This is a genomic window from Arthrobacter sp. 2RAF6 (assembly GCF_052115205.1).
GTDB lineage: Bacteria > Actinomycetota > Actinomycetes > Actinomycetales > Micrococcaceae > Arthrobacter.
On record NZ_JBFRGF010000031.1, the window covers coordinates 80,367 to 99,961 of the forward strand.

A 19,595-nucleotide genomic window follows, 5' to 3' on the forward strand; every position below is an offset into this window, starting at 1 on the left:
TTTTGCCCACAAAAGCTAGGCTTGATCGCTGTTTGTGTATACACTAAGGACGTCCACCCAGTGAAGGAGGGTCCATGCGTGCCAGCGACAAAGCCTATGCGGCCCTGCGCGAAGACATCATTGAGTGGCGCCTGGCACCCGGAACGGTCCTCGCGGAAGTGGAACAATCCGAACGCTTGGGCGTGTCCCGCACACCCGTCCGGGAGGCGCTGAGCAGGCTCAGCGCGGAAGGGCTGACGACGGCGGCAGGCGGCCGCGGCGTCGTCGTCACCGATATCTCGCTGGAGGACATCGACGAACTGTTCGAGTTGCGCGAAACCCTGGAAGGCAAAGCCGCCGCCCTCGCCGCGGAACGCGGTGAACGCCCGGTGTTCGAGCAACTCCACGCAGAGCTCCTCCGGGCCCCTGAGATGCTCAACGACAGCGATCCCGCGCGGCACGACTATTACGCCTTGGTGGGAAGGCTCGACGAGGCGATCGACGAGGCCATCTCCAATTCCTACCTCGCCCAGGCCATGCGCAGCCTGCGCGTCCACCTGGTTCGGGTCCGTCGCCTCGCGGCCGACGACGCCGAACGCCTCCACGCCGCCGCGGCCGAGCACGCCGCGATCGCCGAAGCCATTGCGGCAGGCAACCCCAGGCTCGCCGAAGCCGCCACCACCCTTCATCTGCACCGCAGTCTTTCCCACGTCAAAGCCACCCACACCCCTCACTAAAGGAGCACCATGGTGAAGAACAACCACGTCCGCGTCTACAAGAGCGAAGAGAACCTTCCCCGCGAGGAGCAGCTGGCGCACAAGATCGCCACGGTCGCCGCCGACCCCGTCGAAGTGACCCCCGAGGTCACCGACATGATCATCAACCGCGTCATCGACAACGCCTCCGTCGCCATCGCCTCCCTGAACCGGGCCCCGATCGTCGCAGCCCGGGCCCAGGCCCTTACGCATGGCCCGAGCACCGGGGGCAAGGGCGCTAAGGTCTTCGGCATCGGCGAACGGGTGTCGCCTGAGTGGGCTGCGTGGGCCAACGGCGTGGCGGTGCGCGAACTCGATTATCACGACACCTTCCTCGCGGCCGACTATTCGCACCCCGGGGACAACATTCCGCCGATCCTGGCCGTGGCCCAGCACGTCGGTGCCGGCGGCCGCGACCTGATCCGCGGCATCGCCACCGGCTACGAAATCCAGGTGAACCTCGTCAAGGCCATCTGCCTGCACAAGCACAAGATCGACCACGTAGCCCACCTCGGCCCCTCCGCCGCCGCCGGCATCGGCACCCTCCTGGGCCTGGACGTCGAAACGATCTTCCAGTCCGTGGGCCAGGCCCTGCACACCACCACCGCCACGCGGCAGTCCCGCAAAGGAGAGATCTCCACCTGGAAGGCCCACGCCCCGGCCTTTGCGGGGAAGATGGCCGTCGAAGCGGCGGACCGGTCCATGCGGGGGCAGACCTCTCCCGTGCCGATTTATGAGGGCGAAGACGGGGTCATCGCCTGGCTGCTCGACGGCCCGGACGCGTCCTACACGGTGCCTCTGCCCGAAGCCGGGGAAGCCAAGCGGGCCATCCTGGACACCTACACCAAAGAACACTCCGCCGAATACCAGGCCCAGGCCTGGATCGACCTCGCCCGCAAACTCCACAAAGAACACCCCGAGGCCACGGACCCGGCCAACGTGGCCTCCGTCCTCATCAAGACCAGCCACCACACCCACTACGTGATCGGCTCCGGCGCCAACGACCCCCAAAAATACTCGCCCACCGCGTCCCGGGAAACCCTGGACCACTCCATCCCGTACATCTTCACCGTCGCCCTGCAGGACGGCTCCTGGCACCACGTCGACTCCTACAGCCCGGAACGGGCCGGCCGCCCCGACACCGTGGACCTCTGGCACAAGGTCACCACCGTCGAAGACCCCGAATGGACCCGCCGCTACCACTCCCTGAACATCGCGGAAAAGGCCTTCGGCGGCACCGTGGAAATCACACTTAACGACGGCACCGTCATCACGGATCAGATCGCCGTCGCCGACGCCCACCCCCTCGGCGCCCGGCCCTTCGCCCGCGAACAATACGTGAACAAGTTCCGCACGCTTGCTGCCGGTTTGGTCGAGGAAGCCGAGATCGAACGGTTCCTCGCCGCCGTCGAGCGCCTCCCGGAACTGGGACCGGGTGAGCTGGACCAGCTGAACATCGCTGCCGCGCCGGGCGTCATCGACCTCGCCGCAGCACCGAAGGGACTGTTCTAGATGCTCTACTCCAAGACCACGCCTGAACAGAAGCGCCTCACCCTGCGCGAGATGCTCGCTTCCGGGACCATCCAGCAGTTCCCCGGCGCGTTCAACCCGCTCTCGGCACGCCTGATCGAGGAGAAAGGCTTTCCCGGCGTCTACATTTCGGGGGCCGTCCTCGCCAACGACCTCGGCCTGCCGGACATCGGGCTCACGACGCTCACCGAGGTGGCCACCCGGGCGGGGCAGATCGCCCGGATGACCGAACTGCCCTGTCTGGTGGACGCGGACACCGGATTCGGCGAGCCGATGAACGTGGCCCGCACAATCCAGGAATTGGAAAACGCCGGGCTGGCCGGTTGCCACATCGAGGACCAGTTCAACCCGAAGCGCTGTGGGCACCTGGACGGCAAGAACGTGGTCGACGTCGACACCGCAGCCAAGCGCATCCGTGCCGCTGCCGACGCCCGGCGCGACCCGAACTTCCTCATCATGGCCCGGACCGACATCCGCGCCGTCGACGGCATAGCGGCCGCGCAGGAACGTGCCCGGGCACTCGTCGAGGCCGGCGCCGACGCGATCTTCCCGGAAGCCATGAAGGATCTCAGCGAGTTCCAAGCCATCCGTGATGCGGTGGACGTGCCGATCCTGGCCAACATGACCGAGTTCGGCAAGAGCGATCTCTTCACCGTGGGACAGCTCCAGGGCGTCGGCGTGAACATGGTGATCTACCCGGTCACCCTGCTCCGCATTGCCATGGGGGCTGCAGAGCGTACGCTGGAAACGATCAAGGCCACAGGAACACAGGAGGCGCAGGTGGAGAACATGCTCACCCGTGCGCGGCTCTATGACCTCGTGGACTACGAGGCTTACAACCACTTCGACACGAGCGTTTTCAACTTCCAGATTCCTGGGCTCAGCCGGTAACTGGATCAACCAAGGGATGCAGGCGCTCCGGCTATTCCGGAGTGCTTGCCGATGAACGAAGGAGGACAGCATGGTAGCTGTTGAGATCAAGAAGGGCCTGGCCGGCGTCGTGGTTGACTACACCGCGATCTCAAAGGTCAATCCGGACACCAACTCGCTGCTGTACCGCGGCTACCCCGTGCAGGAACTCGCCGCCAAGTGCAGCTTCGAAGAAGTCGCCTTCCTGCTGTGGAACGGTGAATTGCCCACGCCGGAGGAACTGGCAGAGTTCACGGCCCGCGAGCGCGCGGGCCGCGCCCTTGACCCCGTAGTGAAGCAGGTCATCGATACGCTGCCGACGACGGCCCACCCCATGGATGTCTGCCGGACGGCCGCTTCGGTGCTGGGAGCACGGCACCCGCTGGCCGAGGATTCCACGACGGAAGCCAACATGGCCAAGGCAATTGACTTGTTCGCGGCCATGCCGGCGGTGGTCGCCTACGACCAGCGCCGCCGTCGCGGCCAGGGAGTCGTGGAACCCCGCGAGGACCTGGGGTACTCCGCGAATTTCCTGTGGATGACCTTCGGTGAGGACCCGGTGGAGGAGGTCGTGAAGGCGTTCAACGTCTCGATGATCCTTTACGCCGAGCATTCCTTCAACGCGTCCACCTTCACGGCCCGTGTTGTCACCTCCACGCTTTCGGATCTGCATTCCGCGGTCACCGCAGCTATCGGGGCCCTCAAGGGCCCGCTGCACGGCGGCGCGAACGAGGCGGTCATGCATACCTTCGAGGAAATCGGCATCCGCACCGAGGAGTCCCTCGATGAGGCCGCCAGCCGGGCGAAGACCTGGATGGAACAGGCCCTGGCACAGAAGAAAAAGGTCATGGGATTCGGTCACCGCGTCTACAAGCACGGCGACTCCAGGGTACCCACCATGAAGGCCGCACTGGACAAGATGATCGCCCACTACGGCCGGCCGGAAATCCTGGGCCTGTACAACGGGCTGGAGCAGGCCATGGACGAGGCCAAGGCCATCAAGCCCAACCTCGACTACCCCGCCGGACCCACGTACCACCTCATGGGCTTCGACACCCCCACCTTCACCCCGCTGTTCGTCGCCAGCCGCATCACCGGCTGGACCGCACACGTCATGGAGCAGCTCGGATCAAACTCCCTGATCCGACCGCTCAGCGAATACAACGGCGTGGACGAACGGCACCTGCCGTAATTTCACGATGAACGACGTCGGACCTGTCACCCCTATGGGCCCTCGCGTGGGCCCACTCGTGGGGAGGGTTCCCTGGCCGAGCTTGCGAGGTTAGGGGGCTCGTGGGGAGGGTTCCCTGGCCGAGCTTGCGAGGTCAGGGGGCTCGTGGGGACAGGCCCGACGTCGTTCGACAAGCTATTGAGTGAGCTGCAGGCTGGTGATCATCCGCTTGAGCTTCTGGTATTCCGCTGTTTGCATATACTGTCTTGCTTCGTCCATAGTGCTGAAAGTCAAGGGGCCAAGGACCTGGGAGTCACTCGTGGCGAAAGATAGCGTGCCCTTGGGGGCACCCTGCACAAACGTGTACATCAGGCAGCTGTCCTGCACTTCGCCGCTGGACTTGTCCACCAGGCCGATCTGGTAACTGATGCCCTTGCCTTGGGCCGTTTGGTCTAGCACGCGGTAGGAGAACCGGACCTGCGAGTCGGTGACCCATTGCCCCTGCAGTGAGGTGGCGGCACTGTCGAGCTCCGTTTGCTTGTATATTCCGGGTCCACAGGCCCCGCCAACCCCGCCTACCGCCAAATGGTAGAACTTAGCCATCACGATCCCGTGCTCATCGGTCACTTGGATCCCGTAGGGGGGATTGCTGGCCGTGCCTATCGGAGCATCCGTAGCCGTCCAGCCTGCTGGGAGATCGAACTGCGCGTGGGCGATGGTGCTGACGAAGCTCGTCCAGCCCAGGTCCGGCGTCGATGGTCTTGCTGTTGCCGCTGCTGTAGCAGACGCAGTAGCCGATGCTGTGGGCGTGGGTGATGGCGTCACGGGAGCCGTCGTGGCGGCCGGCACCACCGGCGAACTTTCAGTCTGCGCTTGGTTGTGAGACCCAAGATTGCTGGCAATCACGACGCCCGCAGCAACGACCGTGGCGGCAAGAGCCACCAGGACCACGATTCTCAGCCGGCGCATTTTCTTGTCGCGTGCGGCGTCGCTTGAGTCCGCGCTCCCAACGTTGCCATCTATCTCCGAACGATATGAACGTTCCATGCTTTCGTCGTGCGTCGACAATCCGTGGCCCTCGTGGCGGTTGAAATCCACCATTCCCCCTTCTTAGTGAGCGCCCCGAACCGGGCGTCTATCGTGTAAGTTTCCGGCACACGCACAGAGGTTACAGTCCACGCACCCAATTTTGCGTGGCGACGCCGGCGGCTGCTCTGCCGTCGATCCAGTCTGAATGGAAGACTTCGGCCACGTTCTCGTTGTCGTCGGCGAGTACCACGCGTACATCCATGCGCCGGCCATTCATCATCGCCGGAAGCCAGTGCTCGGCGTCGGCCCACATATGGGCGACCGGCAGATCCTCCGCCGGGTACCATTTCGGCGTGATCTCGTCGCTCTCCGAAGGCTCCCCCACCCACGATTCCGCGAGGAACACGGTAGTAAACATGTTCCATTCGGGCCTGGCGGGAAACACAAAGTCCACAGTTCCTGCCGCCACCAGGTCGTCCGGATCAACATCGACGTAGACTTCTTCGCGGACTTCCCGGCAGACTGCTTCGACTGCAGTCTCCCCCGCCTCGACGTGGCCACCGACGCCCACTATCTTGCCCTTGCCGAATCCGGTGCGCTTGCGTCCCAGAAGGACCTCCCGACCGGCATCGACCTCGCGGAGGAGAAAACAGAGGGTCACGTGGGCGGCTGTCATGGCATCAAGCCTACGGCTGCCTCGCCCCTGAGGAACGACGCCGGGCCGGTCAGCTGAGTGGGCCCACTCGGCGTCACGGCTCCTGGCTAGTCCACCTTGGTGATCGTGAGCGAAGTGATCACAGTCTTGAGGTCTTTATAGCCCTGTGTCTGGGTGAAGGCCGCAGCCTCTTCCATTGTGTTGAATTTATAAAGGCCCCAGGTGGGTCCGCCCAACGGACGGCGATCGGTGAAGCTGAAGAACTTCAAAGCACCGGGTCCTGCCACTGCGAGATCAAGAACGCAACCTATCCCGTCCTGACCAGCAATGCGGTTGGTGATTCCTATCCCCGCCTGAACAGGCCCTCCATCATTCGCGGCTGACGTCATTGCGACGTAGACGAACCTGGGCGTTCCTTGTGCCGCCGATGAAGGGTCGACCGGCAGCCCAGGCATGGGCTGGCTGTCGAGGATCTTGTAGGGCGCCTTGTTGAGGCAGCCGCTGGTGCTCCAGTCATTCGTTTCTCCCAAAGCGAGCTGTGCCATGGACTGGCCGCTTGAGTTCGTGAGGGCAGTTCCCGGACCGCCAGTCAAGGAAAGGCTGCCTGACGGGTCGCCTATTTGCCATGAAGCCGGGTAGTTAAAACTCACTTTGTAGCCCGTTGAGCGGTCCTCGTACGTCTTGATCCCGAGCGCCGCCAAGCTATCCGGCGCGGGTTCACCCACCAGGCTTTTCCTGAGTTCGACAGGAATTCCCTTAGTGGTGAACTCCTTGTCCATATACTGCACGGCTGACAGCCGCTCGTTGTTTTGACTGGCCGTCCCCCACCCGGCGACCTGGGCATACGGCTGGCTGGTGTCCACGATGAATTCGCCGCCCCGTAGCCTCGCCATCAAAAATGAGCTCGAGTCCGGCATCCCGGCAACGGTTTGGCTGAGCGCCATCCACTCGCCTGAGCATCCGGCAACCTCCAGCTTTGGCAAAAGTTCGGAGAGGAAAACCGCGGTACCCACCACGTTCTCCTTCGTGCATTCACCGTGGCCGACGGCGGCAAGGGCCGTGGGAGTTTCCGTAGGGCCTGCAGTCGCGGATGCCGTCGGACTTGCTGTGCCGGCGGATGTGGCCATCAGTGACGCGCTAGGCATGATCGTGGACGTGCCGGCGGTAACCGGGACAGTGTTAATTGAACCCAAGTGCGTCGCCACGAGCACGCCTGCGGTCACCGCGGCGGCTGCCATCGTGAGCAACCCCGCAATCCTCGCCCTCCGCAATCGCCGTGCAGCCTCCAACGACCGGACATTCGGCGGCAACTTATCAACACCATTGCCCGCGGTGGCCAACACCCGTGCCAATGCCACCTCTGCATCCGGCACTGACTCGACACCACTGCGTAACGGATCAGCACCCTCAATCAGTTCTCTAATCGGATCCATCCCTATGCCCCCAACTTCTGTGCCATTGCACCGTTATCGGCTGGCAGCAATTTGCGGAATGCCTCCCGCGCCCGGTGCAACCGCACCTTCGCAGCCGACTCACCGCACTGCAGGACCGCCGCGATCTCCACCATCGTCAATTGATCCCAATATGCCAACTGCAGAATGTCCCGATCTTTCTCCCGAAGGGAATCCAAGACCTCATCCACCAGCGAATATCCGTTCCCGGCGCCGTCGCCGGAAACCACGGACTCACGGAGGCGCTCATGCAGCGCTGCCTGGCGCCGATGACTCCGATATGCGTTTCCTAGAAGATTTCTCGCCACCGTGAACAACCAGGCCACATCCACCGATGACGCTTCATCCCATTTCTGCCAAGCGACCCGAAACACGTCCGCGGCCAACTCTTCAGCCACCTGCGGATCCTCCACTCGTCGCCGCACAAAACGGAATATGCGCGGGTACGTATCCCTATGCAAGGCAACGAACGCCGATTCCCCCTCGGAAAGCACAATCCCCCACTCTCAATCCGAAACACCAAAGCAAAACCTGGCTACCGATATAGTTTCCGCCACGAACCCAAAGGTTACAGCCTGCGGCACCAACTGCATCGGCAGCAACTGACGCTTGCTAAGGTGTGGCCATGAGCGAAGAAGCGGCCGACCCGGCAGCCGAGGCCTGGCTGCCTGGCTGGCTGGTCCGGCATCCGCTCTACGCCGGGTGGGTATGGACCGGATTCTGGGCGTTGTTGATCGTCCTCGATGAATTCCTGGACCTGGCCGGCTGGAGCTGGTACCTGCTGGTCGGCATGGCCGCGCTGCCGACCCTTCTGTCCACTCTCGCGGTGCTCAACGCTACTCCCCGCAGGCATTTGAAACCACAGAACGAATCGGTGCTGGGCCACTTCTTCGTGCGATTCCTTGCCTTGGTGACTGCTTTCCTCGTGTGGGGCATTTCAGTCGTCATGAGCGCCTCGATCTCCACCACCGTCCAGGCCGCCGTCGGAAATTCCGAGCGCGAAGTCACGTCCTTGGGCTTCAACTTGCTCGTGGCAGCCGTCCCGCTTGTCATCTCGGTGCTGTGGATGGCATTCATCGTCCGCTGCGCCTGGTTCCTGCGCCGTTTGCGTGGCTGGAGCCAAAGTCCCGCCAGCTCGCGGGTGCCGAGGAAATTCCTGCGCTCCCGCCCGAAGCTGAGGCAGGTCGTTGTCGGCCTGGCGCACCCTGGCCTCCTGCTCGTGGCCGGCCTCGGCATGTCTATTCTGGCGCTGTTCCTGAACGCGGTGGAGCTGACCTTCAGGGTCTTGGCGTGACCGGCCGGCACCGGCACCGGACCGCGTTCAGTGCAGGGTGTCAGCCGAGCGCCCGCGGATGCGCAGCCGCATACACCTCGCGCAAGGTGTCGGCAGTGACCAAGGTGTACACCTGTGTGGTGGTCACCGAGGCGTGGCCCAGGAGTTCCTGCACCACACGGACATCGGCTCCGCCTTCAAGAAGGTGCGTGGCGAAAGAATGCCGGAGGGTGTGCGGGGAGACGTCCTTCGTGATGTTGGCCTTCTCCGCCGCAGTCTTGAGAATGGTCCAGGCGCTCTGCCGGCTGATCCGGCCTCCGCGGGCATTCAGGAACAGTGCCGGCGTGCCTTTTCCCTTGGCGGCCAATGCGGGCCTTCCACGAACCACATAGGACCCGACGGCGCGGGCACCGTAGGACCCCAGCGGCACCAAGCGCTCCTTGGAACCTTTTCCGAAGAGCCGCACGATCGCGGGACCATCGGCTTCCGCTTCGAGGGAGACATCGTCGACGTCGAGGCCCACCGCTTCGCTGATGCGGGCACCTGTGGAGTAGAGGAACTCCAAGAGGGCCCGGTCCCTCAATCCGGTGGCGGTATCGGCACCGGCGGCTTCAAGGATCCGGGTCACTTCGCCGACGCTAATGGCCTTCGGCAGACGCTTGCCGGGCATTGGCGGGTGGACATCGCTCGCGGGGTCCGCCGTCGTCGTCCCCTCCAGGGCCCAAAACTTGTGGAGCCCCCGGACGGCAACCACAGTGCGTGCCGCAGAGCGGACGCCGAGTGCGGCGCCGCCGTCGGAGCCATCGGCCAGCGCCTGGACAAAGGCGGTGACATCGTGGCGGGAGATATTGCCCGGGTTGTCGACACCGGACGCGGCCAGGAAGTTCGAGTAGCGGGACAGATCCCGGCTGTAAGCGGACAAAGTGTTGCTTGCGAGGCCTCGTTCCACGCCGAGGTGTTGCAGGTAGTCCGTGATGGCCCGCTCAATGGCGGTCTGGACCCTAGTCTCCGCGAGCTGCGGCACGGTCAGCGCTGGCTCGGGTGGGCGGGCCAGGGAGCGTTGGCGGGGCGCAGGTTCCGGAAGCCGTCGGCGCGTGCGGCGGCGGCCGCGAGGATTCCGACAACGGCGGACGGGTTGTGCAGGCGGCCTTCGAGCACCGCTGAAACCGCTTCGTCGAGAGGTACCCACACCAGCTCGATTTCGGATTCCTCCTCGGTGCGAACGTGCCGTTCCGCCTCGGGAACGTCTCCCAGTCCGCGCGCCAGATAGATGCGAATCGCCTCGCTCGAGGAGCCAGGTGAGTTGAAGAAGTCCGCGAGGACATTCCACGTGGCCGCCGTAAGATCGGCCTCTTCCGCGAGCTCCCGGGCTGCACCGACCACGAAGTCCTCGCCGGCCACATCGAGAAGCCCGGCGGGAATCTCCCACAGGTCCATGCCCACGGGGTGGCGATATTGCTTGAGCAGCAGGATTTCGCCGTCGACATTCATCGGCAGCACCGCAACAGCGCCGGGATGGTCGATGTAATCGCGGACCAAAGTACCGGTGTCTTCGCCCAGCTCGAAGGCGTCACTGACGACGTCCCAAATGCGGCCCTCATAGACCTTGCTGGACGACAAAAGACGGCGCGGGCTCGGCATGTCCGAAACCTTCCGAAAAGTGCTGGGGGTTTCAGAAATACCGGGCATCGCGCCGTCCTTCGTTTGTGTGAGCGATTACTTCGCAGCTACCTTGCGGGCCGACTTTGCTGCCGAATCCACGCCCGACTGACGCTCCAGCGCAGCCTTCACTAGGCCTGCAAACAGCGGGTGGGGGCGCGTGGGGCGGGAGCTTAGCTCGGGGTGGGCCTGTGTTGCCACGTAGTAGGGGTGTACTTCGCGCGGAAGTTCCACGAACTCAACCAGCTTGCCATCAGGAGACGTTCCGGAGAACACCAGGCCCTCGGCTGCGATCTGCTCGCGGTACTTGTTGTTGACCTCGTAGCGATGGCGGTGACGCTCGCTAACAGTCGTTGCGCCATAGGTCTCGGCAACCACGGATCCTTCATCGAGCTTGGCTTCGTAAAGGCCCAGGCGCATCGTGCCGCCAAGATCGCCCTTGCCGTCCACGATGTCGAGCTGTTCTTCCATGGTGGCGATGACCGGGTACTTGGAGTCGGGCTCGAACTCGCTGGAGGACGCACCCTCGAGGCCGACCACATTGCGGGCGTATTCGATGACCATGCACTGAAGGCCAAGGCAAAGGCCCAGCACCGGAAGCTTCGTCTCGCGGGCGAACTTGAGCGCGCCGAGCTTGCCCTCCAGGCCACGGATACCGAAGCCGCCGGGAACACAAATGGCGTCGACGCCGGCCAAGGACTTGGTGGCGCCTTCGAGGGTTTCGCATTCGTCGGACGGGACCCAGCGGATCTTGACCTTGGTTTCGTTCGCGAAACCGCCGGCACGCAAGGCCTCGGTCACGGACAAGTAAGCGTCCGGGAGGTCGATGTACTTGCCCACCAAGGCAACTTCAACATGGTGCTTGGGATTGTGGACTGCTTCGAGGAGCTTGTCCCAGCTGGTCCAGTCGACGTCCTTGAACGGGAGGTCCAGGGCTCGGACGACGTAGGAGTCAAGGCCTTGGGAGTGCAGCGTCTTGGGGATGTCGTAGATGCTCGGGGCATCGGCGGCGTTGACCACGGCGTCAATATCGACGTCGCACATGCGGCCGATCTTTTCACGCATGGCGTCGGGCACTTCGCGGTCCGAGCGGATCACGATCGCTTCCGGCTGGATGCCGAGGGAGCGCAAGGCGGCAACGGAGTGCTGCGTTGGTTTGGTCTTCAGTTCCTGCGAGGGGCCGATGTACGGCACCAAGGAGACGTGGAGGAAAAAGACATTATTCCGGCCGATGTCCTGGCGCACCTGGCGTGCGGACTCGAGGAAAGGCTGCGACTCGATGTCGCCAACGGTGCCGCCGATTTCGGTGATGATGACATCAGGAGCGTTCTTGCCCTCAGCGGGGAGGCGCATGCGGCGCTTGATCTCATCCGTGATGTGCGGGATGACCTGGACGGTGTCGCCGAGGTACTCACCACGCCGTTCCTTGGCGATGACTGTCGAATAGATCTGGCCGGTCGTGACGTTGGCCGAACCCTCAAGGTTTTCATCGAGGAAGCGCTCGTAGTGTCCGATGTCGAGGTCGGTTTCGGCGCCGTCGTCAGTGACGAAGACTTCGCCGTGCTGGAAGGGGTTCATCGTGCCCGGATCCACGTTGAGATAGGGATCGAGCTTTTGCATAGTTACAGACAAACCGCGTGCCCGCAGCAAGTGCCCGAGGCTCGAAGCCGTCAGTCCCTTACCGAGCGAGGACGCCACACCGCCAGTGACAAAGATGTGTTTGGTCGTCTTGGACGAGCCCGGGAACCGGGAATTTACACGGGAATTTGATCGCTGCACCACGGAATTCGAGCCTATCATCAATTGCGCCTCCAAAGGATCCGCTAGCCGTTTTCCCAAATGCTCAATAGTCCCCTGCCGTGGGGCAAGGATCAAGAGTAAAGTCCACCCGAGCGGGGAAAACAGCTCCACCGACCGGGAATCACCTTATTGGCCCCAGGTACCGCAGAAGGAGCCTCCCGGCCTTGCGAAGGGGCGCATGTGACCGATGTCCCAACCGCAGCCGGGTGGCTACGCCTGCTGGGGCAGGAGCTTCGCGTCGTCCAGCAACTCCTGGGCATGAGCCCGCGCAGACTCCGAGTCTTCCTGTCCTGCGAGCATCCTGGCAAGCTCCTTCACGCGTTCCTCGTCATCGAGGAGCTGGACGTCGCTGGACGTGAAGCCCGTGGCGGTCTTGCCGTCGCTTCCCCTGACCGAGGTCTTGGTCACGCGGATATGTTGGTCGGCGAAGGCGGCCACTTGCGGCAGATGGGTTACCACCAGCACCTGGACGTGGCGGGCCAGCATCGCAAGCCGGCGTCCGATCTCGACGGCGGCACGCCCGCCCACTCCGGCATCCACTTCGTCAAAGACGAAGGTGGGCACAGGATCAACGGCGGCGAGGACCACTTCGATGGCGAGCATGACGCGGGACAACTCACCACCGGACGCGCCCTTGCCGAGGGGGCGGGCGGGGGCACCTGAGTGCGGTTGAAGGAGGAAAGAAATGTCGTCGACGCCGTGCGGTCCCAGCTGCCCTTGGCTGTCCACCTCGATCACCAGGGTTGCATCGGCCATGGCGAGAGCGGTGAGTTCCGCACTCACGCGCGCGGAGAGTTCTTTGGCCGCCTTCGATCGCGACTTCGAGATGCGCGCAGCTTGCTTTCGCAATGTTGATTCCGCGGCAGTTACCTCGGCGTCAAGGGCTTCGATCCGGCTCGAGTCATCCTGCAGTTCGTCCAGCCGGGTCCTCGACGCTGCTGCCCATTCCAAGACCTCGTCGATGCTCGGAGCGTACTTCCGGATGAGTTTCGCCAGTGCTGCGCGCCGCTCCTCGATCTCAGAAAGCCGTTCGGGTCCTTCGGAGTCCAGGGAGGCTTGGTAGCTGGACAGCTCCCCCGCGATGTCGTTGATGAGGAAGCCGATTTCAGCGAGCCGTGCGGCGGCTCCCGCCAACGCTTCGTCATGTTCGGAAACCTGGTCCAGCGCCCGTTTGGCCGAGTCAATCAGCGTCGTGGCATCGGCTGTTTCGCCGAATTCCTCCGAGATCAGGGCTTCATGGGCTGCCGCAGCGGCGATGCGGAGCTCTTCCACGTTCGCCAGCTTCACTGCCTCGGCATTGAGGGACTCATCCTCGCCCGGCTGCGGATCGACGTCGTCGATTTCGTTGAGCGCGACTGCGAGCGATTCCGCCTCGCGCAGCCTTTCCCGGGCCTCTCCGCGGAGGGTGTCAAGCTCCGACTGGCTGGACTTCCAATGGCTGTAAAGTTCCTGGTATTCCGTGAGCGTCGCGGTGAGGCCGGCCCCGGCGAAGCGGTCCAGTGCGTGCCGCTGCGCTACAGCACCTTTGAGCCGTATCTGGTCCGACTGCCCATGCACCACCACCAGGCCCTCGCCAAGTTCTGCCAGCACGCCCACCGGCGCTGACCGGCCGCCCACGAAAGCACGGCTGCGGCCGTCTGCGCCCACGGTGCGGGCCAGCAGAAGCTGGGTGCCGCCGTCGTACTCTTCCGCGTCGCCGCCGGCCTCCACAGCCCGTTCCACGGCGGCGTGCCCCGGATCAAGCAAGAGGCGAGCCTCAGCAGAGGCCGACTTGGCGCCGGAGCGAACCGCACCGGCGTCGGACCGCGCTCCCAGAAGGAGGCCGACGGCGGTGACCACCATGGTCTTGCCGGCACCGGTTTCGCCCGTAACGACGCTCAGGCCGGGCCCCAACGGCAACGTGGCGTCGGTGATGACGCCGAGATCACGGATCCGGAGTTCCTCGATCATGGTTTACATCTCCTTTGTGGGGTCGGCCGCTCTGCCTGTCCGCACATCCTGGGGCGTCGGCAAAGGGCTGGGCTTGAAGGTCCTGATCACGGGGGTCGGACCGGTGTGGATGTCTGCCGACCGGGGCGCCGGACCCCGCCAGCCGTGGATGGGGAGCTCAAACTTCCGCACGAGCCGCGCTGAAAACGGCGTCTGGTGGGTACGGGCAAGCCGCACAGGCCGGGTGGACCGGGTTACTTCGATCCGGGCGCCGGGCGGCAGGTCCACGGAACGGCGGCCATCGCACCAAAGCACGCCTTGGGCGTCGGTCCGGCTGAGGATCTCCACGGCGAGCCTGGACCGCGGCGAAACCACGAGTGGTTTGGCGAAGAGGGCATGGGCGCTGATGGGGACAATCACCAGGGCCTCCACCTCGGGCCACACCACCGGCCCGCCGGACGAGAAGGCATAGGCCGTGGAGCCCGTAGGGGTAGCAAGCACCACTCCATCACAGCCGAACGACGTCAGCGGACGTTCATCCACTTCCGTCACCACTTCGATCATGCGCTCCCGGTCAGCCTTTTCAATCGCGGCTTCGTTGAGGGCCCAGGTATGCCAGATCTTCTGCCCACGGACCCACACCTGGACATCGATGGTCATGCGCTCTTCCACCGTGTATTCGCGGCTGGCAATCCACTCAACGGTCTGGGCAAGATCGGCCCGCTCGCTCTCGGCAAGGAAACCGACATGCCCGAGGTTGACGCCCAGCAAGGGAACATCGACGTTGCGGACCAGCTCGGCCGCGCGCAGGATAGTGCCATCCCCGCCAAGAACCATGACGAGTTCGACGTCCTCCAACCGCACATCCTCATGCAGTATCTCGATCGGCTTATCCACCACGCCAAAGAACCGTTCGATGTCGTCCAGTTCAGACTTCTGCATCACGGGGATCAGGCCGGAGGAGTGGAGCTGCCCGCAGGCATCCCAGGCCGCGCGAAGGGAGTCCTCACGCCCTGTGTGGGCAAGGACCAAAACGCGCCTGCTCATGGTGTTCTGCTTTCTAGTGGGTGGTCCAGATTCGTTCCATCAGTGCAGCAACTTCCTCGTCCCGCTCTTCGATCTTAGGCAAGTCCGACTGCATCCTGCGTTTTATCCACAGGAAGTACTCCACATTTCCGTCCTGGCCCGGCAAGGGACTGGGTGCCAGGCCACAGAGTTCAAGCCCTGCATCCACTGCCGCTTTGGCGACTTGGGCCACCGCGCGCCGCCGTTCATGATCGGCGGTGACCACGCCGGTGCGGCTCAGCCGTTCCTTGCCGACCTCGAACTGCGGCTTCACCATGAGCACCAGGTCTCCCCCGGGTTCGGTGCACGCCGCGAGCGGAAGCAGAACCAAGGTGAGGGAAATGAAGGACAGGTCTGCCACAGTGAGCGCGGCCGGCCCGCCGATTTGCTCGGGCGTCATGTAGCGGACGTTGAGTCCCTCATGGACTGCGACGCGCGGATCGTTCCGCAGGGACGGCACCAACTGGTCATGCCCGACGTCGACCGCCACCACGTGCGCGGCACCTTGCCGGAGCAGCACGTCAGTAAAGCCACCGGTGGAGGCTCCGGCGTCGAGGCACCGCTTCCCGTCCACGACAACGGAAGGGAACGCCGCCAGCGCCCCGGCAAGTTTGTGTCCGGCGCGGCTGGCGTAAACGTCCTCAGCGTGGGCTTGAACATCAATTTCCGTCTCTTCGGAGACTTGTTGCGCTGCCTTGGCGAGAACGCTTCCCCGGGAACTGACTTTTCCGTCCGCAATGAGTTTCGCGGCATGGGTCCGCGATCTCGCCAATCCACGGCTGACGAGTTCCTGGTCGAGTCTTGCCATGCTCAGCGTTCTTCGTCGTCGAGGGACGCCATCAGGGAGTCATGGATCTCGACGTAGATACCGCTGTGCTCGGCCACCGGCAGGGAAGAGATGCCAGACAGTGGCTCCAAGGCGGAATCCACGGCGGCGTCACCTGTAGGGGCCGAGTTGTCCGGCCATGGGGCATCGTGCGGTTCGACGCCGTTCAGGTAGACGGCACTCTCCGGGTGATCGTTCAACTCGCTCATTGGTCCAGTCTAGTTTTCCAGCCATTCGAGCCGCGGCGATGTAGCCTCTGCCGCGTCGGGATTGGCGGCCCACCAGGCTGCGCACGCAGCACGCCAGGCGTCCAGATCCTTCTCGGACCCGGAGACGGTGATAAGGCCATCCTGGACTTCGGCGGTTGCCTTTCCGCAGCGGAACGTGCTGTCCTCTTCGATGATCTCGGGGTACGGATCGTACAGTTCCGTGAGATCAGCCAGCAAGTAGCCGGGGCGTTCCGAGCTGCGCGCCGCAAGGATGGACTCGGGCGTGTCGACGCCGGTGAGCACGGCCGCCGTCGCGAAGCCCGCACGGTTACCGCCAAGGATGTCGGTGTCCAGGCGGTCTCCGACAACGATCGGGCGCTCTGATTTCAGCCTCCGTGCCGCCGAGTGGAAGAGCGGGGCCTCCGGCTTGCCAGCGACCCGCGGCTGTTTGCCTGTGGCAGACGCAACGGCGGCCACGAGGGTGCCGTTTCCGGGAGCAATCCCGCGTGCCTGGGGAATGGACATGTCCGTATTTGTAGCCACCCAGAGGGCACCTGCGGCAACAACGTAGGACGCCTCGGCCAGATCCTTCCACGCGATTTCCGGGTTGAAGCCCTGGACCACAGCCACAGGTTTCTCTTTCGCGCTGTGGACAGGCGTGAGGCCCACGAGTTCGATTTCGTGGGCCAGCGCCGGACTGCCGGTAATCATTACCCGCGAACCCGGAGCCAGGAGTCCGGCCAGAAGATCACCTGCGGCCTGCGAAGAACTGACCACTTGGTTGTCCTCAGCCGGCGCGCCCAGTTCACGAAGATGCGCCGCCACCTGTGCCGGGGTACGCGAGGCGTTGTTGGTTACATAGCCCAGCCGCACCCCGACCGATTCAAGCCGCTGCAGGGACTCCACAGCGCCGGGAATGGCGTGCGGACCTGCGTAGACGACTCCGTCCAGATCGGATAGAACGGCGTCGAATTGCGAAACCAGCGAGGCCTCAGTCATTCTTGGTCTCTTCGCCGCCCTCGGAAGCCTCTTCTCCGTCTTCCTCGTCTTCTTCGGTGTCCTCGACGGAATCGCGGTCCGACTCAGCGTCGTCGGACTCAAAGTAGTCAGACTCGACGTCGTCAAGTTCCACGTCGTCCTGTTCGGTGGCTTCAGAGCCGATGACCGTCTCCGCGCTTGCGGGCGCAGTTTGTGACATTTCCGCTTCGGTCCGCTCCGCGTTCTCCTCGATGTTCCGGAATCGAGGCTTGCGAGCTTCGTTTTCATCGTCCTCGCCGAGGTCGATGATGTCCGGGTCCTCGAAGTCTCCAACGCCAAGGGCATTTTCCGCCACGACTGCCTGGCGCTGCCACTTGCCGGCTTCTTCCGTGCGACCCACTGCCGTCAGGGCGTCTGCGTAGGCACGGAACAGGCGCGGGCTGTAGGAGAAGGCGCGGTTGATGTCGAGCTGGATGATCTCCAGCTCGGCCACTGCGGCGTCCAACTGACCAAGGTCGGTCCTCGCTCCCGAGGCCACGATTGCCAGCTCAACCTTGCCGGGCGCGTCGAGGTCCTGGGCTTCGGGAGAACGGACGACGTCAAGTGCACGGTCCGGCCGGCCCAGACCGCGTTCGCAGTCGGCCATGAGGGGCAAATGGACGTTGGAGCCGCTGATCCGGCGGTAGGTGCGGAATTCGCGAAGCGCCTCGCCATAGTGGCCTGCAGCGTAGGCGGTCAAGCCCACGGCTTCGCGGACTGCTGCCAAACGTCCGCCACGGCGGCTGGCAGCCAAGGCGTGCTGGAAGGACAGCTCAGGGTCGATATCGATGAGGCGGCCCGCCATCACCAGGTGCTTGGCGACCCAATCTGCATTGGTCCCTTCAAGGGTCTTGATCTGGTGCTTCGTGACCCGGTCGAGCTCCTGGCCCGTAACGTCGTCGTCGATCTCCGGGGAACGCTCGCGGTCCGGGCGGTTGGCGCTGCGCAGATCCGCCGCGTTCGGAACCCGCGCGGGACGATCTTCCCAGGATCCGCCGCCGAAGCTACGTCCCTCGGTGCGTGGGCCATCAAACTTGCGGGGACCGCGCTCGGGGCGGTCGCCGAAGCTACGGCGCTCTCCGTCGCCCTCGCGGCGCGGACGGTCGCCGAACGGCTTGCGGTCACGGTCACCAAAGGGCTTGCGGTCACGGTCGCCAAAGGGCTTGCGGTCGCGATCACCCTCACGGCTCGGACGATCACCAAACGGCTTACGATCGCGATCACCAAAACTCGGGCGCGCATCCCCATCACGACGAGGACGATCACCAAAACTACGGCGCTCACCGTCGCCAGCTGGCTTACGATCCCGATCACCAAACGGCTTACGGTCACGATCACCCTCACGGCCCGGACGATCACCAAAAGGCTTACGATCGCCAAAACTCGGGCGCGCATCCCCATCACGACGAGGACGATCACCAAAACTACGGCGCTCACCGTCGCCAGCTGGCTTACGATCCCGATCACCAAAMGGCTTACGATCCCGATCACCGCCAGCAGCGCTGTCACGGTTGTCCCTCGAACGGAATCCTCGCGGCTCGCCCCCGGAATTGTTATTCGCGCGGAACGGACCGCGGTCGCCACGGCCACCGCCGAAGTTGCCGCGGTTGCCGCCGTTGTGCTCAGCCATGATGGATTCCTCCTGTTGTGAGCTGACCACTGGCGCATGCGCAGCCGCTCTTATCCGTATTTTGTTCTCACGCCGCCGGGATCCGGCTCGTATCTCTTATGTAATTCTAGGTGAACAGCCATCCGCGAACGCATTCGAGGGCCGCCTATTCAGCTTCCCGTGGGAATCATCACAATCCCAGGCATGACTGAGCCCTTCACCTGGCCGGCAGATCCAAGTCCACGGGCGGAGTGTCGGCCCTTTGGGCTCCCAAATCGTCTGACGCCTCAAACAACGCCCGCTCACATATACCGGGTCATGGCGGGACGCCCGCTCACGTATGGGCGGTCATGGCGGGACGCCCGCTCACGTATGGGCGGTCATGGCGGGACGCCCGCTCACTTCTGCTGACGGCGGGTGGGGCAGGGGCCGGCCCGGCTCATAGGTGAGCCGGCGTTGGCCCGCGACCGTTGATATGTGAGCCGGCGTTGGCCCGCAACCGTTCATAGGTGAGCCGGCGTCCGCCCGCAACGGTTGATAGGTGAGCCGGGGTTGGGGTTTTCCGGGTCATGGGTGGGCGGGGGTCTGTTTGGGTTGGGGTGTTAAATGGGTCAGGCCCCGACATGTGGTGTCGGGGCCTGGACCGTTAATGGTTGTCCGGCGGTGTCCTACTCTCCCACACCCTCCCGGGTGCAGTACCATCGGCGCTGTGGGTCTTAGCTTCCGGGT

At 63.9% G+C, this 19,595-nt stretch carries 18 protein-coding genes, 1 rRNA gene and 1 pseudogene; 6 read left to right on the top strand and 14 right to left on the bottom strand.

Features of this window, described 5'->3' with window-relative positions:
• Window positions 1-74: 74 nt before the first annotated feature.
• From AB4Z38_RS19155 to AB4Z38_RS19170, 4 genes and pseudogenes are all read left to right on the top strand, one after another.
• Window positions 75-730 (top strand): annotated as a pseudogene (locus AB4Z38_RS19155) (GntR family transcriptional regulator); the annotation flags it as partial.
• A complete protein-coding gene (locus tag AB4Z38_RS19160; RefSeq protein WP_441431166.1) occupies window positions 726-2,246 on the top strand; it encodes an MmgE/PrpD family protein in 1,521 nt (506 codons plus the stop codon). The pseudogene AB4Z38_RS19155 and the gene AB4Z38_RS19160, both read left to right, overlap by 5 nt.
• Window positions 2,247-3,155, top strand: a complete 909-nt coding sequence (gene prpB, locus AB4Z38_RS19165) for a methylisocitrate lyase (protein ID WP_441431167.1) — start codon at window positions 2,247-2,249, stop codon at window positions 3,153-3,155.
• Window positions 3,156-3,225: 70 nt separating this feature from the next.
• On the top strand, window positions 3,226-4,365 hold the full coding sequence (locus AB4Z38_RS19170) for a bifunctional 2-methylcitrate synthase/citrate synthase (protein ID WP_441431168.1): 1,140 nt from the start codon (window positions 3,226-3,228) through the stop codon (window positions 4,363-4,365).
• 174 nt (window positions 4,366-4,539) lie between these two features.
• On the opposite strand, the gene AB4Z38_RS19175 is transcribed toward AB4Z38_RS19170, so the two are convergent.
• The 4 genes from AB4Z38_RS19175 to AB4Z38_RS19190 all read right to left on the bottom strand — a co-directional run bounded on the left by AB4Z38_RS19175 (window position 4,540) and on the right by AB4Z38_RS19190 (window position 7,973).
• Complete coding sequence (locus AB4Z38_RS19175) at window positions 4,540-5,445, bottom strand: hypothetical protein (RefSeq protein WP_441431169.1); 906 nt, start codon at window positions 5,443-5,445, stop codon at window positions 4,540-4,542.
• Between the two features lie 67 nt (window positions 5,446-5,512).
• Window positions 5,513-6,049: an 8-oxo-dGTP diphosphatase gene (locus AB4Z38_RS19180; protein ID WP_441431170.1), complete on the bottom strand. Its 537-nt coding sequence runs from the start codon at window positions 6,047-6,049 to the stop codon at window positions 5,513-5,515.
• 86 nt (window positions 6,050-6,135) lie between these two features.
• Window positions 6,136-7,275 carry a hypothetical protein gene (locus AB4Z38_RS19185; RefSeq protein WP_441431171.1) on the bottom strand — a complete coding sequence of 380 codons (1,140 nt, stop codon included), beginning with the start codon at window positions 7,273-7,275 and terminating at the stop codon, window positions 6,136-6,138.
• 188 nt (window positions 7,276-7,463) lie between these two features.
• Window positions 7,464-7,973: an RNA polymerase sigma factor gene (locus AB4Z38_RS19190; protein ID WP_441431172.1), complete on the bottom strand. Its 510-nt coding sequence runs from the start codon at window positions 7,971-7,973 to the stop codon at window positions 7,464-7,466.
• Between the two features lie 131 nt (window positions 7,974-8,104).
• On the opposite strand from AB4Z38_RS19190, the gene AB4Z38_RS19195 reads away from it, so the two are divergent.
• Complete coding sequence (locus tag AB4Z38_RS19195) at window positions 8,105-8,773, top strand: hypothetical protein (protein WP_441431173.1); 669 nt, start codon at window positions 8,105-8,107, stop codon at window positions 8,771-8,773.
• Window positions 8,774-8,813: 40 nt separating this feature from the next.
• Here the strand turns inward: AB4Z38_RS19195 and xerD are convergent, their stop codons facing one another.
• From xerD to AB4Z38_RS19240, 9 genes are all read right to left on the bottom strand, one after another.
• Window positions 8,814-9,806, bottom strand: coding sequence for a site-specific tyrosine recombinase XerD (gene xerD, locus AB4Z38_RS19200; protein WP_441431186.1), 993 nt, complete (start codon window positions 9,804-9,806; stop codon window positions 8,814-8,816).
• Window positions 9,779-10,441 carry an NUDIX domain-containing protein gene (locus AB4Z38_RS19205; protein ID WP_441431174.1) on the bottom strand — a complete coding sequence of 221 codons (663 nt, stop codon included), beginning with the start codon at window positions 10,439-10,441 and terminating at the stop codon, window positions 9,779-9,781. The genes xerD and AB4Z38_RS19205 overlap by 28 nt, the downstream gene beginning before the upstream one ends.
• A 27-nt stretch (window positions 10,442-10,468) precedes the next feature.
• Window positions 10,469-12,211: a CTP synthase gene (locus AB4Z38_RS19210; RefSeq protein ID WP_234753744.1), complete on the bottom strand. Its 1,743-nt coding sequence runs from the start codon at window positions 12,209-12,211 to the stop codon at window positions 10,469-10,471.
• Between the two features lie 210 nt (window positions 12,212-12,421).
• Window positions 12,422-14,161 carry a DNA repair protein RecN gene (recN, locus tag AB4Z38_RS19215; RefSeq protein WP_441431175.1) on the bottom strand — a complete coding sequence of 580 codons (1,740 nt, stop codon included), beginning with the start codon at window positions 14,159-14,161 and terminating at the stop codon, window positions 12,422-12,424.
• A 3-nt stretch (window positions 14,162-14,164) separates the two neighbouring features.
• Window positions 14,165-15,187: an NAD kinase gene (locus AB4Z38_RS19220; protein WP_441431176.1), complete on the bottom strand. Its 1,023-nt coding sequence runs from the start codon at window positions 15,185-15,187 to the stop codon at window positions 14,165-14,167.
• 13 nt (window positions 15,188-15,200) lie between these two features.
• The gene (locus AB4Z38_RS19225) at window positions 15,201-16,013 is read right to left on the bottom strand and encodes a TlyA family RNA methyltransferase (protein ID WP_441431177.1); all 813 of its coding nucleotides are present in this window, start codon (window positions 16,011-16,013) and stop codon (window positions 15,201-15,203) included.
• A gap of 2 nt (window positions 16,014-16,015) precedes the next feature.
• Complete coding sequence (locus AB4Z38_RS19230; RefSeq protein ID WP_441431178.1) at window positions 16,016-16,240, bottom strand: hypothetical protein; 225 nt, start codon at window positions 16,238-16,240, stop codon at window positions 16,016-16,018.
• 9 nt (window positions 16,241-16,249) lie between these two features.
• A complete protein-coding gene (locus AB4Z38_RS19235; RefSeq protein ID WP_441431179.1) occupies window positions 16,250-17,239 on the bottom strand; it encodes an HAD-IIA family hydrolase in 990 nt (329 codons plus the stop codon).
• Window positions 17,232-18,062, bottom strand: a complete 831-nt coding sequence (locus tag AB4Z38_RS19240; protein ID WP_441431180.1) for a hypothetical protein — start codon at window positions 18,060-18,062, stop codon at window positions 17,232-17,234. The genes AB4Z38_RS19235 and AB4Z38_RS19240 overlap by 8 nt, the downstream gene beginning before the upstream one ends.
• A gap of 54 nt (window positions 18,063-18,116) precedes the next feature.
• On the opposite strand from AB4Z38_RS19240, the gene AB4Z38_RS19245 reads away from it, so the two are divergent.
• On the top strand, window positions 18,117-18,908 hold the full coding sequence (locus AB4Z38_RS19245) for a hypothetical protein (protein WP_441431181.1): 792 nt from the start codon (window positions 18,117-18,119) through the stop codon (window positions 18,906-18,908).
• A 613-nt stretch (window positions 18,909-19,521) separates the two neighbouring features.
• Here AB4Z38_RS19245 and rrf read toward each other — a convergent pair.
• Window positions 19,522-19,595, bottom strand: a 5S ribosomal RNA gene (rrf, locus tag AB4Z38_RS19250); the annotation flags it as partial.

Coding starts and splice junctions, on each gene's coding strand:
- AB4Z38_RS19160 (WP_441431166.1), top strand. CDS start 726: ATGGTGAAGAACAACCACGTCCGCGTCTACAAGAGCGAAGAGAACCTT.
- prpB (WP_441431167.1), top strand. CDS start 2,247: ATGCTCTACTCCAAGACCACGCCTGAACAGAAGCGCCTCACCCTGCGC.
- AB4Z38_RS19170 (WP_441431168.1), top strand. CDS start 3,226: ATGGTAGCTGTTGAGATCAAGAAGGGCCTGGCCGGCGTCGTGGTTGAC.
- AB4Z38_RS19175 (WP_441431169.1), bottom strand. CDS start 5,445: ATGGTGGATTTCAACCGCCACGAGGGCCACGGATTGTCGACGCACGAC.
- AB4Z38_RS19180 (WP_441431170.1), bottom strand. CDS start 6,049: ATGACAGCCGCCCACGTGACCCTCTGTTTTCTCCTCCGCGAGGTCGAT.
- AB4Z38_RS19195 (WP_441431173.1), top strand. CDS start 8,105: ATGAGCGAAGAAGCGGCCGACCCGGCAGCCGAGGCCTGGCTGCCTGGC.
- AB4Z38_RS19205 (WP_441431174.1), bottom strand. CDS start 10,441: ATGCCCGGTATTTCTGAAACCCCCAGCACTTTTCGGAAGGTTTCGGAC.
- AB4Z38_RS19210 (WP_234753744.1), bottom strand. CDS start 12,211: ATGATAGGCTCGAATTCCGTGGTGCAGCGATCAAATTCCCGTGTAAAT.
- recN (WP_441431175.1), bottom strand. CDS start 14,161: ATGATCGAGGAACTCCGGATCCGTGATCTCGGCGTCATCACCGACGCC.
- AB4Z38_RS19220 (WP_441431176.1), bottom strand. CDS start 15,187: ATGAGCAGGCGCGTTTTGGTCCTTGCCCACACAGGGCGTGAGGACTCC.
- AB4Z38_RS19225 (WP_441431177.1), bottom strand. CDS start 16,013: ATGGCAAGACTCGACCAGGAACTCGTCAGCCGTGGATTGGCGAGATCG.
- AB4Z38_RS19230 (WP_441431178.1), bottom strand. CDS start 16,240: ATGAGCGAGTTGAACGATCACCCGGAGAGTGCCGTCTACCTGAACGGC.
- AB4Z38_RS19235 (WP_441431179.1), bottom strand. CDS start 17,239: ATGACTGAGGCCTCGCTGGTTTCGCAATTCGACGCCGTTCTATCCGAT.
- AB4Z38_RS19240 (WP_441431180.1), bottom strand. CDS start 18,062: ATGGCGGGCCGCCTCATCGATATCGACCCTGAGCTGTCCTTCCAGCAC.